At 64.3% G+C, this 12,959-nt stretch carries 14 protein-coding genes; 3 read left to right on the top strand and 11 right to left on the bottom strand.

Annotated elements, in window-relative coordinates:
* Positions 1-46: 46 nt before the first annotated feature.
* Together HFP57_RS14230 and HFP57_RS14225 are read left to right on the top strand one after the other, a co-directional pair.
* On the top strand, positions 47-1,270 hold the full coding sequence (locus tag HFP57_RS14230; protein ID WP_176870400.1) for a class I SAM-dependent methyltransferase: 1,224 nt from the start codon (positions 47-49) through the stop codon (positions 1,268-1,270).
* Positions 1,271-1,373: 103 nt separating this feature from the next.
* Positions 1,374-1,736, top strand: a complete 363-nt coding sequence (locus tag HFP57_RS14225) for a hypothetical protein (RefSeq protein ID WP_176870399.1) — start codon at positions 1,374-1,376, stop codon at positions 1,734-1,736.
* On the opposite strand, the gene HFP57_RS14220 is transcribed toward HFP57_RS14225, so the two are convergent.
* Positions 1,733-2,425, bottom strand: coding sequence for a hypothetical protein (locus HFP57_RS14220; protein WP_176870398.1), 693 nt, complete (start codon positions 2,423-2,425; stop codon positions 1,733-1,735). The two genes, HFP57_RS14225 and HFP57_RS14220, sit on opposite strands and share 4 nt — an antisense overlap.
* Positions 2,426-2,526: 101 nt before the next feature.
* Between HFP57_RS14220 and HFP57_RS14215 the strand changes: the two genes are divergently transcribed.
* A complete protein-coding gene (locus HFP57_RS14215; protein WP_176870397.1) occupies positions 2,527-3,252 on the top strand; it encodes a DUF3108 domain-containing protein in 726 nt (241 codons plus the stop codon).
* Between the two features lie 9 nt (positions 3,253-3,261).
* Here the strand turns inward: HFP57_RS14215 and HFP57_RS14210 are convergent, their stop codons facing one another.
* The 10 genes from HFP57_RS14210 to HFP57_RS14165 form a co-directional block, all read right to left on the bottom strand.
* On the bottom strand, positions 3,262-4,860 hold the full coding sequence (locus HFP57_RS14210; RefSeq protein ID WP_176871336.1) for an ATP-binding protein: 1,599 nt from the start codon (positions 4,858-4,860) through the stop codon (positions 3,262-3,264).
* 114 nt (positions 4,861-4,974) lie between these two features.
* The gene (locus HFP57_RS14205; RefSeq protein WP_176870396.1) at positions 4,975-5,637 is read right to left on the bottom strand and encodes a cupin domain-containing protein; all 663 of its coding nucleotides are present in this window, start codon (positions 5,635-5,637) and stop codon (positions 4,975-4,977) included.
* Positions 5,638-5,681: 44 nt separating this feature from the next.
* A complete protein-coding gene (locus HFP57_RS14200; protein WP_176870395.1) occupies positions 5,682-5,939 on the bottom strand; it encodes a hypothetical protein in 258 nt (85 codons plus the stop codon).
* Complete coding sequence (locus HFP57_RS14195; protein ID WP_176870394.1) at positions 5,939-7,123, bottom strand: class I SAM-dependent methyltransferase; 1,185 nt, start codon at positions 7,121-7,123, stop codon at positions 5,939-5,941. Before HFP57_RS14195 ends, HFP57_RS14200 begins: the two co-directional genes overlap by 1 nt.
* Entirely contained in the window at positions 7,120-8,376 is a 1,257-nt protein-coding gene (locus tag HFP57_RS14190) for a cupin domain-containing protein (protein ID WP_176870393.1), read from the bottom strand. The genes HFP57_RS14195 and HFP57_RS14190 overlap by 4 nt, the downstream gene beginning before the upstream one ends.
* Positions 8,376-9,008: a VOC family protein gene (locus tag HFP57_RS14185; protein WP_176870392.1), complete on the bottom strand. Its 633-nt coding sequence runs from the start codon at positions 9,006-9,008 to the stop codon at positions 8,376-8,378. The genes HFP57_RS14190 and HFP57_RS14185 overlap by 1 nt, the downstream gene beginning before the upstream one ends.
* Complete coding sequence (locus HFP57_RS14180; protein WP_176870391.1) at positions 9,005-10,429, bottom strand: aldehyde dehydrogenase family protein; 1,425 nt, start codon at positions 10,427-10,429, stop codon at positions 9,005-9,007. Before HFP57_RS14180 ends, HFP57_RS14185 begins: the two co-directional genes overlap by 4 nt.
* A complete protein-coding gene (locus HFP57_RS14175; RefSeq protein ID WP_176870390.1) occupies positions 10,426-11,349 on the bottom strand; it encodes a polysaccharide deacetylase family protein in 924 nt (307 codons plus the stop codon). Before HFP57_RS14175 ends, HFP57_RS14180 begins: the two co-directional genes overlap by 4 nt.
* Positions 11,346-12,236 carry a polysaccharide deacetylase family protein gene (locus HFP57_RS14170; protein WP_176870389.1) on the bottom strand — a complete coding sequence of 297 codons (891 nt, stop codon included), beginning with the start codon at positions 12,234-12,236 and terminating at the stop codon, positions 11,346-11,348. The genes HFP57_RS14175 and HFP57_RS14170 overlap by 4 nt, the downstream gene beginning before the upstream one ends.
* The gene (locus tag HFP57_RS14165) at positions 12,236-12,910 is read right to left on the bottom strand and encodes an isochorismatase family protein (protein WP_218135027.1); all 675 of its coding nucleotides are present in this window, start codon (positions 12,908-12,910) and stop codon (positions 12,236-12,238) included. Before HFP57_RS14165 ends, HFP57_RS14170 begins: the two co-directional genes overlap by 1 nt.
* Between the last annotated feature and the right edge of the window lie 49 nt (positions 12,911-12,959).

Here is a 12,959-nt window from a genome sequence, read left to right as displayed (position 1 = left end):
TTTGTCCGGACTAATTATGAGTCGAGGACAATCTCGGAGAGGATAGATGAGCAAGATCGACGTCGCCCCGCCCTATACCGCCGTATCGCGGCATGAGATGTTTCCCGAACCCCGCCATGACGAGGCGGCGCGGTTCGACTTTCTCGCCAACCTCAACAAGTTTCTCGCCGGTACGCTCGGCCCGGGCAACAAGCTGGCCTATGACCGGCGCGTGCTGCCCGCCTTCGTGAAGGAGCATGGCCGCGAACCCAAGGACCGGTTCGAGATCCGCCATGCGATGAACGAAGACCCGTTCCACCGCTTCTGGTCGGCGCTGAAACGCAACTCGATGGAAATGCGCCAGCAGAACGGCCGCGCGATGGTGCTGCGCCAGCTCGACGCACTCGATGCCAAGGCGCGCGCATTCAACGACGGCAAGGATACGCTCGAACTCGACCCCTCGGTCGCGGTGCCGCGCTACCAGGCCGCCGTCGACATTCACTGCATGCCGGGCAGCTATCATGGCGAGGAACGGCCGGACGACGTTTCGGCGGGCGCCAATTACGATTGCGGCCTGTTCGCGACAACGGGCGGCGCGCTCGGCGCGCTCAACGATGGCGGCGGGCAGGCGCTTGTCGAGTGGGTCCGCAAGGAGCGGCCCGGCTGGGAACCCCGGCGCGTGCTCGATATCGGCAGCACGATCGGCCATAATGTCGTGCCGCTTGCGCTCGCCTTCCCGGACACCGAATTTTTCGCGATCGATACGGCCGCACCGTCGCTGCGCTACGGCCATGCCCGCGCCCAGGCGCTCGGCGCCACCAATATCCGCTTCATCCAGGCCAATGCCGAGGATCTCTCGCGCTGGGAGGACGGCACTTTCGACTGGGTGCAGACGACGATGTTCCTGCATGAACTGTCCGGCAAGGCGCTGCCGAAAATCATCGCGGAAGGCTATCGCGTGCTCGCGGACGACGGGCTGATGCTCCATGTCGAGCAGCCGCAATATTCGGACGATATGCCGCTCTACGAGCAGTTCATCCGGGACTGGGACGCCTTCAACAATAACGAGCCCTTCTGGTCGGCGATGCATGCGCTCGATCTCAAGGAGGAGATGGTGAAGGCCGGTTTCGGGCGCGACGAGCTGTTCACCGTCGGCGTCCGCGCGGTCGTCGACACCGATATTTTCCCCGAAGCGCCGACCGGCGAATCCGAAGACCATGGCCGCGCGGCGGTATGGAACGCCTATGGCGCATGGAAGAATGCCGAAGCCATTCAGGAGGCAGCCGAGTAGCCCTTTCCCGTTGGCCCTGAGCGTGTCGAAGGGCTGTTCTTATTCTGCACGGGTTCAAAGAAAGGGCAGGGCTTCGACAGGCTCAGCCCGAACGGAGTAAATGATGAGCAACGAACCGATCGACTGGATGACGCGAGCCAATCTGAAGGCCAAGGGCAAGCGGCCCGACTTTCTCGCCGATCCCGAGGAAGAGAAGATGCTCTCCATGCTGATGGCGGTGATCGGCGAGATCTCGGTGCTGCGTGAGCGGCTCGATACGGTCGAACGGCTGCTGGACGCGAAGGGCACGATCAGCCGCGACGATATCGAGCGCTACGAGCCCGATCGCGAGGCCGGGCAGGAGCGCGGCGAGATGATCCGCGAATATATCGCCCGGGTGATGCGCGGCCCGCAACAGGCGCTACAGGCGCTCGAAGAGTTCGAACCGCCGGTCCAGGATGTAGTCGACGAGTTGCGGGACAGTTAGAAGGGCTTCACGGCCCCGAGAAAGCAGACGCCCGCGATCGTGATCCAGTAGATATAGGCCGAGATCCGCGCCTGGCCGATCTCGCGCGCCAGCGCCGCCTCTTCGGCCGCGTCGGGCCCTTCGGCGAGCTTGCGGAAACGCACCGTCCAGCGGCGCATGACGAGCCTGAGGAAGAGGCCAATGCACAGCGCAAAGGCGTAGAGCCCGATCTTCGCCGGATACCAGAAATTGCCCGGCCCGGACTCGACGGGCCCCGTGCCGCCCCAGGCCATGAAGGCGATCACGAAGAGCGCCGCGATCAGCGGGTAGCGCAGCAGTTCCTCCGCCCGCGTCACTTTGATCCCGATATCGGTCTCGCGCTTGATGTAAGCCGTCCAGGTCATCGCTAGCCAGATCGCGAAGAACAGCCACATCCACCAGATTCCGGCGCCCTCGAGGATCGGCACGAAACCGTAGAGCTTGCCCATATGCAGGCCGAGCGGGAGCAGGAGGACGATGCCCGTGCGCGCGAGAATGTCGATGCGATAGGCGGTCTCCATATGCCGCCGGCGCTCCTCGAGCGAGAGCGCGGGATTGGTGACATGATAGCTGGTCTGGAACACACCCCATTCGCCGCCCAGCCAATAGACCATGGCGATGATATGCACCCAGCGCAGGATGCTCAGCTCGTTGGCCGTCAGAAATTCCATGGCGCCCCTCCTTTGATTGGCCGTAATTTGTCCGGACAAATTTCACTTGGCAAGCCCTAAATGCACGGGCATGGTCCGATGCGATCAGATAGGGGAGTCCCATGCAACATCGCACTGTCAGCGGAAAGATCAGTTACACGTCGGTCAAACCCGAATGGGAAGGCCGGGAGCGCGGGCGCGAATGGTTCACCTTCACCCATCATGGCGACGGCTCGACGATCATGCGCGCGCGCTGCGAGATCGAGGAACCCGAGCCGACGGTGCTGCGCGACATCATCTACCATCTCGACGCCGAACGGCGGCCGCAGGACCTGCACGTCCATCTGACCCTGGGCGACGAATTCCTCGGATCGGGCTGGCTGCATGCCGACTGGGACAGCCAGGTCATCGAGTGCGAAAGCTTCGGCCCGTCGATCGGCCGGCTCTCGCAGCGCATGCCGATGGACGGGGCGATCGACGGCTTCGGCACGCACCCGGTCGTCGGCGACGGATTCCTCACCCAATGCATGGACCTCGCCAAAGGGCCGCACCGGCGGATGATCCGCGTCTTCGTCCCCTCGCCCGACCATCGCGGCGCGACGCCGCCGCTGATCTCGGAAGTCAATATCGGCATGGAATATGTCGGCGAGGAGGAAGTGACGGTCGCAGCCGGAACCTTCGAATGCCGCCATTACCGCTATTATGACGACGGCCCGGGGATGGGCGGCACGCAGCACCCCGATTTCGACATGTGGATCACCGCCGACGCGGATTCGCTGCTCGTGAAGGGCAGCATCGACGGCTATATGATGAATCGCTACGAGCTCGTCGAACTCGATCGCTCCTAGCCGGTCGGCCTAACCCGAGGCCATCGCGGCGCGGATCGCTGCAGCGAGTTCGTGATCGCTGAACGGTTTGTGAAGCAGACGGTAATCCCCGCCCGCCGCCTGTTCGAGCGCGTCGGTATCGGCATAGCCGCTGATAAAGACGATCGGGAGATCGGGCCGGATCACCCGCAGCATCTCGGCCACGCGCCCGCCCGACCGGCCCGGCATCGCGAAGTCGAGCAGCGCGAGATCGAACCGCCCGCCCAACATCTCCGTCACCGCCGCCTCCCCGTCCGCCGCCTGGATGACCTGGCAGCCGAGATGGGTGAGCATATCGGCGACCGCCCCGCGGACATCGTCCTCGTCATCAACCAGCAGAATCTCGAGATTTGGCAGTGTGGCGGGGCCGGCGACCCGTTCGGCGTCGCGATCGGCTTCGGCATTGTCTTCGTGCGACCGGCGCAGGCGGATCGTGATCGTCGTTCCGCTCTCGCCGGTCGATTCGACGAACGCCGTCCCGCCCGATTGGCGCGCCATGCCGAACACCATGGAAAGGCCGAGACCTGTCCCCTGCCCGGTTTCCTTGGTCGTGAAGAAGGGTTCGAATATTCTCGCCAGGATGTCCGGATCGATGCCGGTGCCGGTATCCGATACAATGATATCGACATAGTCGCCGGCAGGCAGATCCCGCTCGCTCACCAGCAGCTCCACCGGGCGCACCGCAACCTCCAGCCGGCCGCCCTCGAGCATCGCGTCGCGCGCATTGATCGCGAGATTGAGGATGGCCATTTCGAGCTGCGTCCGATCCGCCAGAACCCCCGTGTTCGCCGGCGCCGTGCGGATCGAGAGATCGATCTGCGGCCCGATGGTGCGGCGGATCATCTCGGCGACTTCGTCGACGACCTCGCCCGCCGAAAGCGGCTCGAGTTCTATCTTCTGCGTCCGCGAGAAGGAGAGCAGCTGGGAGGTCAGCCGCTTGCCCCGCTCGATCGCCGCACCGGCGTTGCCGACCCATCGGGACACGCGCTCATCCTCGCCGCCGCGCGTCTTGATCAGTTCGATATTGCCCGAGGCGGCCTGCAGAAGATTGTTGAAATCATGCGCGATGCCGCCGGTCAGCCGACCGATCGACTCGATCTTCTGCGCCTGCAGCAGCGCCTCTTCGGCCTTTGTCCGTTCCTCGACTTCGCTCTGCAATCGAACCAGCGCGGCATCGCGTTCGGCGACCAGCGCCGAAAGCTCGTCATTGGCGCTCTGCAGCTGCGCGGCCGACGGCACCGCGAGCGCCTTGGGCACGAGCGGCCAGAGGGCGATGGCGGTGATGACCGAAACGAGCGCCGTGAACGCCTTCATCAGCGCCTGGATGCCGTAATCGCCGTTCCACAAGGTCCAGATCCCCATCACATGCGTCGCGCCGCAGGCGAGGATGAAGGCGGCGAACAGCGTCGCGATCCAGCCGAACCGGATATCGGGACGTTTTCGGATGAAATAGAGAATCGCGATCGGTATCGAAAAATAGGCGAGCGCGATCAGCGCATCGGAAACGACATGGGTCCAGACCAGTTCCGGCTGCCACAGGATACAATAGCCATGCGGCGTATAGTCATAGAAAAAGCTGCCATAATTCATGGACACGGTCCCCCCCACGCAAACACGACCCCCAAGCCGCTGATATCCTTGAAAGGGCCGAATAGCCATGCGCTCGTCCACAGCGCGACGCCGCGACCGGATTGCGGCCAGCCCTCAGGCGATGTCGGGTAGGTGACCGGTTTTCATGTAGATCTGGCAGCCCTGCTCGGAAAACGGGCGATGCTCGGCGAGATGCGGGTGGCGGATCCAGCTGCCGGCCGGATAGTCGCCCTGCTCGTCCTGGAATACGCCGTCGAGGACGAGTATTTCCGCGCCGCCCGGATGCCGGCGGCCGGTGCATGTCGTTCCCGGCTCCCAGCGGACGAGCGCAACGGACTCGGCGCCGAATGCGTGGAGCGGCAGAACGCTCAACCCCTCGGCCCACCCGGGCCGGAATTCCGCGGCGCGCGTGTCGATCGAGAAATGCGCTGTGTCCTTATCGTCGAACTGGTGCAGCTTGACGAAGATCGTGCAGCCGTCTTCGCTATGCGGCGCATGCCGGGTGCCGATCGGGTTCCGGACATAGGTGCCGGCCGGATAATCGCCTCTTTCGTCCGAAAAAACGCCGTCGAGCACGAAGAACTCCTCGCCCCCGCCATGGACATGTTCGGAGAAACGCGAACCGGCTGCATAGCGCACGATCGAGGTAGCCCGCGCCACTTCCTCGCCGACCCGGTCGAGCATCTGACGCTCGACGCCGGCCATCGGCGAGGCGACCCAGTCGACATCGCCCGGGCGGACGACGGCGCGTTGGGAAAAATCGGCGTTGATGCGCATGGCTGAATGTCTTTCGCGCCTCTGCCCGTCGCGGTTACAGACGCCTAGGCGTCGGATTCCCGGATAGGGTCGAACACCCGGTCGATAAAGGCCTTGAGCTTCGCGTCGCGCGCTTCGGGATCGGCTTTCTCGCCCTCGAGCGCCATCAGCCGCTCCTCCTGCACCCAGACTTCCTGGGCGAGATTCATGACGACGGCGACGAACCGGTCCATGCCGGGCTCGGCAAAGAAACGCGGTTTGCCGTCGGGACCATAAATGCTGTCCGGCGCATCCTCCGGTTTGATCGGTGGCTCGCCGCGCATTATTTCCACGCCCCGAAGCCGAACCACATCACGCCTTCGGCGAGCCGTCCGGTGGTTTCCTGCCCCACGGCCTCGCCCTCCCCGGCCGCGATCGCATCGGCGACCGCCTCCTCGCCATAGATGCCGATGCTCGGCACGACGAACTGGATATAATCCTCTTCGGCGAATCCCGCGCGCCGGCACAGCTCGGGCGGGCTTTCGTCGCGATAGCCTTTGTAGAAGGGTTCGGAATTATAGTAGGAATCCCAGTCGAGATAGAAGCCGTCGAACGCGTCCATCTGGTCGTTGGGCGGCAATTCCATATGCAACATCAGCCCGCCGGGCCGCAGCACGCGGTACGCTTCCTCGAACGCCTTGGCGCGCGTCTTTTTCGAGATCTCGTGGAGGAACATGGACGACCAGACGAGATCGAAACTTTCGTCGGGATAGTCGAGCGCGTCCGCCGACATCTGCCGGAAATGCACTTCCTGCCCCTGCATCTTCGCCCGCGCCGAGGCGTAGCGCAGCCCGCCCGGCGCGGCGTCGATCGCCTCGACCCGGGCATCCGGATAGGCCCGTTTCCAGGGCAGCGTATTGTGGCCGATCGTGCAGCCCGTATCGAGAATGTCGCGCGGCGCGAAGTCCGGATATTTGCCGCGAACATAGCGCGCCATCGACAGCCCGATATCGTCGAGATTGGCGCCCATCAGCCCCATCGAGAAGACCGCCAGCCCCTGATCGTACACCGCACCGGCCTCGAGGGAATCCGCGCCGCGCGTATAAGAGCCCGGCATCAGGTGCACGTCGATCGCATCGACATTGCGCGGCACGGCCATATCGGCATCGAGCGTCAGCGAGCCCGGCGCATCGGAAACCTTCGCCGCTTCCGCTTCCATCCGCTCCAGATCGCGTTCGACGATATCGGCGACGCTCGCCCAGACCATCTTCTGCGCCTGGACCCGCATCGCGCTGTAGATGTTGAAAGCCGGGTCGCCGCGCAACGCGAGATGCGCCTCGCGGCTCGTTTCGGGCGCGCGGCCATGCTCGCGGCGGAATGCCGGTTCGGCGCGCTTGTCGTAACCGGCGCGCATATCGGCGGCGAGATCGTTGAGGATCAGGCTGCGGATACCCGAGACGAACCGGCCGCGCGCGGCCTCTTCCACCGTCAGCTCGGGTTTCATCGCATGCTGCAGGGTCGGGGTCATGGGCTTTCCTCCTCTTCAAGGGATGCGGGCGCGCTCGGACAGGCCGGGTAGAAGAGCGCGTCGAGCGTACGCGGCGTCCGGATCAGCCAGGTCGCGCCGGTCGTTGTCGTCGAGTCGGGGCCGCTGTGCAAGATACCGGCCGGGCGGTAGAAATAGCCGCCGGGCGTATAGTCGTAATCGCGCCGCCCGCTCGGCAGGCATTCGGCAAGGACGTAATCGCCCTCGAGCAGATAGCCCTCCTCGGCCGTGGTATGGATTTCCCAGGGCACCGATACGCCCGCCGCCAGCCGCACGAGATGCGTCCGCGCGCCGGTTTCGGGATCGGTGAAAAGCCGCCGGATCATCAGCGGCGCCTCGGCCCCGGCATCGCGCGCCTCGGCCCCGGCATCGCGCGCGACGGTTCCGGCCGTCCATTCGGTATCGGCTTCGCGGACGACCAGCGGTTCGGGCTGCGGACTGGCGGGCGCGCCGTCCGGATAGCGAAACAGCAGCACCGCGCTGTCTTCGCCGAGCCGGACTTCGCCCATATCGTAACCGGTGCCGAGCCGCGCATAGTCGCCCGGACCGAGCGCGACCCGCGCGAAGCGCATCGATCCGCGCGTGACGTAAATCTCGGTCAGCGCCGGTGCAACGCCGCCGTCGAAGTCCGACGCCCGCTCAGCCGCGAGCCGCCATGATTCGCCGGTCGTCTCGTCGCGCCGCAAGAGACGCGCCGCTGGCCAACCGGGCGAAGGCGCGGCCAGTTCCGCCGAATCCGCATCGACACCGAGCACGAGGCCCGGCGGATCGGCATAGACGGGCCGTTCCGGAATATCGCCGCCCTCGAACCGCACGAGATATTCGGCCTCTCCGACCTTGCCGACCATCTCCGGCCGCAGGGGCATTTCCGGATACACGGTCACGAAATAATCCCCCGCGCTCGGATTCTGGCGCAGCGGCAAGATCTCGTTCTGATAAACATCGCTGTTCCAGAAGGTCCGGGCATTGGCGAGACAGGGAAATCGCACGATCAGCGTCGCATAGCCGGGCGGCGCATCGCCCTCGAACGTCGCGACGGCGCGCGGCGAATTGATGTAATAGGCGCCGAGGCGGTCGTAAATCTGCGAGTCCGCGATCGCCTGACCATAGGCCATCATGCGCTCGCGGTCATGGGTCGGGCCGGCCACCACCATATAGACTGGATCGGTGCACGGTTCGGACGCAATGACGCCGCCCTGCAACAGACCGGCAAGCAGAAGCGGCCAGCCCGCCATTATTCGGCTGTCTCGTTCGGTTGGAGGCTGGCTGGCACGTCCTCGCCTTCGCGCAGCAGCTGGTTGATTTCGATCAGATTGCCGTCCGGATCGAAAATGTTGCAGCCGATAACGCGGATCGGCGGCGCACCGTCACGCCCGGGATATTCCTGCATACGCGCCGGCGCCGTCATGGTGACGCCGGGCACTTCGGCGGCGGCCGCGCAGCGCGCCTCGGCATCGTCGGTGTTCATGATCATCACATGATCGCCGATGCCGAGCCGGGTCGGATAGGGGCCGGGATCGGGCAACGCCGGTTCGACCCATTGCATGAAGCCGATCCAGCCGATCCAGGGATCGTTGGCGTTGGCGAGCACGAGCCGCGCCCGCGCGCCCGGTTCTCCGGCCGGCAGCGCCACGCCGGACGTCGTCACCTCGGTATCGTAATTGACCGTGAAACCCAGCACGTCGCGATACAGCGCCAGCGAAGCATCGATATCGCGCACGATCAATGTGCTGCGCCGGAAGTCGGTCGGCGCGCGTTCGGTCGGTACAGCGACACCCGGCGACGCCGCCTCCTCGTTTGCCGATTGACGCGCGCAAGCCGCGCTCGCGCCGAACACCAATCCCGCGCCCAAAATCCATGCCTTCATCGCAAATTCTCCTCCGCATAGGCCGTTATCGGCGCGGCCTCGCCTTCCTGCCGGATCAGGGCCTGACGGCGGAAGAAACGGAGCAAGCCACTCTCTCCCATCCGCGAGGGACCGAGCCCGGACAGGCCGAAGCTCGATTTTTCCGCTTCCCAGATCATCGAGGTCAATGAGCCGTCATTGATCGAAACGCCGCCAGCGTTGAGACGCACGGCGACGCTTTCGGCTTCCGCGGCGGTCCCCGCGATCACAGCGGCGGACAGGCCGTAAATACTGGTATTGGCCAGTTGGACGGCCTGGTCGACATCGTCGAAGACGATTACCGGGATGACGGGGCCGAAAGTTTCCTCCGTGACGATCGCCATGTCGGGTGTGACGCCGCTCAGCACGGTCGGGCGCAGATACAGCCCGCCATCGAGATTTTCGACCTGTCCGCCGGCCAGAACGTCCGCGCCCTTGGCGACCGCATCGTCGATATGCGCCTGCACGATCGCCGCCTGCTTTTCGAAGATAAACGGCCCGATATCGCCGCTGCCGATATCGGGATGGTTGAGACGCACGGCCTTCGCTTTCTCCACCAGCGCGGCCATGAACGGCTCGGCTATCTCGCGCGCGACATAGACGCGCTCGATCGACTGGCAGGCCTGGCCTGTATTCACGATGCTGGCGCGCACGGCCGTTTCCGCTGCTTTGACGGGGTCGGCGCTGGCCAGTACCAGCATCGGATCCTTGCCGCCTAGTTCGAGGCTCGCCGGGATGAAGGCGCGCGCGGCCGCCTCGCCCACCTTGCGGCCCGTAGCCACCGATCCGGTGAAGCAGACATAATCGACATGCTCGACCATCGCCGCACCGGTCGCACCATCGCCTTCGATGATCACCAGCACCTCGGCGATCTCCGGCACCTCGGCTATCGTCTCGGCCAACGGGCGGATGAAGCGCGGTGTGACTTCGGACGGTTTCACCAGCACCGCACAACCCGCCATCAGCGCCGGGATCGCGTCGATCAGCGCTAGCGTCAGCGGGAAATTCCAGGGCGAAATCACGCCGACTAGCGGATAGGGGACGAGCCGGGTCGTCGTCGTGATCGTCGGCTGCGCGGTGGGCGCGCCGGACGGCGAATGCTCGGCAATGATATCGACAGCGGAACTCGCCCAGCGCTGTATCAGGCCCGGAATGCCGAGCACCTCCAGCCGCGAGATTCCCGACCGACCGGTATCGACCGTTAGCGCAGCGGCAATGTCGTCGATCCGAGCCTCTATCGCCTTCACCCAGCGCAACAGGATATCGCCACGGTCTTCGACGGAGAGATCGGTCCAACCGGTTTGCGCCTTGCGTAACCGTGCTGCCGTATCCGCAACCGCCTGCTCGTCCAGTGGCGCGATCTCATAATCGCATTCGCCGGTGCGCGGGTTGCGGACCTTCATTGTTGCGCAGCCCAGCTGTCGAGAATCGCATCGCCGCGCGCAAACCAGGTGCCCGGCTGGTCAGCGAACCAGCGCAGCAGGCCCTCGAACGCATCCATCCGGTAGGGAAGCCCCATGATATAGGGCGTCAGATGCATGGGCAGCATGCGGCCGCCGTGGGTGTCGGCCTCGCCGGCCAGCCAAGCGTAGGCGTTCTGCATCTGGTGGACATAGCTGTCCGCCGATTGCTGCTGAACGTTAATAATCTGGCGATCCGACAATTCGTGATTGAGCGGGATATTGACGATATCGCCAGCTGCCGTCGCAAAGCGGTACGGCAGCTCGTCATTCACCCAGTCGCACATATAGTCGACGCCGGCGTCGGCGAGCAGCTTGGCCGTATTGAAGCTCTGCGAACGCGCGATGGATAGCCAGCCGCGCGGGCGCGATCCGCTCACCCGCTCCAGCGTATCCAGCGACTGCACGATCAGCGCGCACTCCTCATCCTCGGGCAGCCCGCTGGCGATGGTGCCGTTCATGTCGGTCGAATGGGCGACGATCTCATGGCCCGCACCGACAATCGCTTCGATAATCTCGGGGTAGCGATCCGCGATCGCGCTGTTCGTGGCGACCGATATTTTCGCGCCTATCGCCTCGAACGCATCGAGCAGCCGGTAGAGCCCGACCCGCGTCCCATATTCGCGCGCGGTGTAATGGCGATAATCGGGATAAGCCGTCTGCATATGGCCGGGCGCGCGGAACGGTTCGTCGCTGGGGGTGATCGGAAACCATTCGAGGCTGATGACCGGCCAGATCGCGACCTGTTTGCCGTCCCGCCATTGGACCGGCGGGCGCGTGTCGAAGCGGCTGTACGGATAATAGTCGTGATCCATGCCGCGCCCGCGCTTCGGATATTCGAGATAGGCGGGATCGAGGCTCATAACGCGTCCCCCGTCTGACCGCGGAATGAATCCACGATCTCTCCCGCCTTCGCGATCCAGGCGCGGCCGTCTGCCGCGATATGCTTGAGCACCTCCTCGAACGGTCCGATCCGGTGCGGCTGACCGATGAGGTAACTGTGCAGCGGGATGCACATCACCGTGCCGGACTCCTCGCCCTCCGTCGCCAGCCGCTCGAACTGGCGGATCAGCGTATCGGCATATTCCCGCGGGCTCATATTGTAGATGAAGAAACCGTAATGGTCGTTGACCTCGAGGCTGTAGGGGATTGCCGTCAGCTGCCCGCTCGCGACCTTCACATCGGTCGGCTGGTCGTCATGATAGAGATCGCAGGTATAATCGAGGCCGTACTCTGCGATCAGATCGAGCGTACGCGGCGTATGGGTCAGCGCCGGGGCGAGCCAGCCGCGGATCGTCTGGCCGGTCGCGTCGCGCACCGTCCGAATCGAATCCTCGATGATCGCGCGTTCCTGCGCCTCGTCCACGCCGTAGCTGTACCGCGTGTTGTAGATGCCGTGGCTGAAAAACTCCCAGCCGCGCGCATTCGCGTCCTCGACGACTTCCGGGATATGGTCGCAGAGCGCGACCGAGAGACTCACCGATCCCGGAAAGCCGTGCTTCGACATGACGTCGGCCATCCGCCAGTGCGAGACGCGGTTGGCATGGTCGCGATGCGAATAGCCAACGACATCGGGATGCGGTTTCGGCCAGCTCTTGCGGTGCGGATTGGCGGGTGGATCGAGCTCGTAAAATTCGAGATTGGGCGCGACCCAGACCGCGCAAGTCTTGCCGCCCGGCCATGCCAGCTTGGGCCGCCCGCGCCACGCCTTGAAATCGTAGAGTCCGGGATCGGCCGCCCCCTCCCGCATCAGCGCGCCTCCAGCCAGTCGATCACCGCCTGAACCGGCTCGACATCGGCATATTTGAGCTGGAGGTCGGTGAGGTTGGCGAAATGATAGCTTTCGTGCTTGTCCGCGCAGGTCTCGATGGGGACGATCGTGCGATAGCCATGGGAAAGCGAATCGACGGCCGTTGCGCGCACGCAGCCCGAGGTGGAGCCGCCTGTCACCACCACCGTGTCGACCTTGTGCCATGTCAGATAGCTGGCTAGCGGAGTCTCAAAGAACGCGCTCGGCATCCGCTTGGTGAAGGTCATGTCGTCCGGATCGATCGCGCAGCGCGGATCGAATTCGTGCCGCTCGCTGCCATATTTGATGTTCTGGAGACTATCCTCGGTATCTGTCCGCGTACCCCAGACGCCCGCATCGCCGGCATCGTCCTTATAGGCCACACGCGACCAGATCACGGGCATACTGTTCGCCCGCGCAAGCCCGGAAATCCGGTTCACATGGGCGATCTGGTCGGGGTCGGTCTCATAGGCCGTCTTGAACGTTTCGAGATCGGTATAGGCGCGCTGGATATCGACATTGACGATGGCGAGCTTCTCGCCGAAGCCGAATTTCTTGCGCGCCGGATTGGCCATCACGCCTTCGAATATCTCGCGCGCCGTCTTTCCGTCGCTGACCATTTTCGTACCGTTCATGTTGACGATCTCGTTTACACCCAGAGAGCCATCTATAGTGGGCGAGAAG

Source organism: Parasphingopyxis algicola (assembly GCF_013378075.1).
GTDB classification, from domain to species: Bacteria; Pseudomonadota; Alphaproteobacteria; order Sphingomonadales; family Sphingomonadaceae; genus Parasphingopyxis; species Parasphingopyxis algicola.
This window is presented reverse-complemented; position numbering and strand designations above follow the sequence as displayed.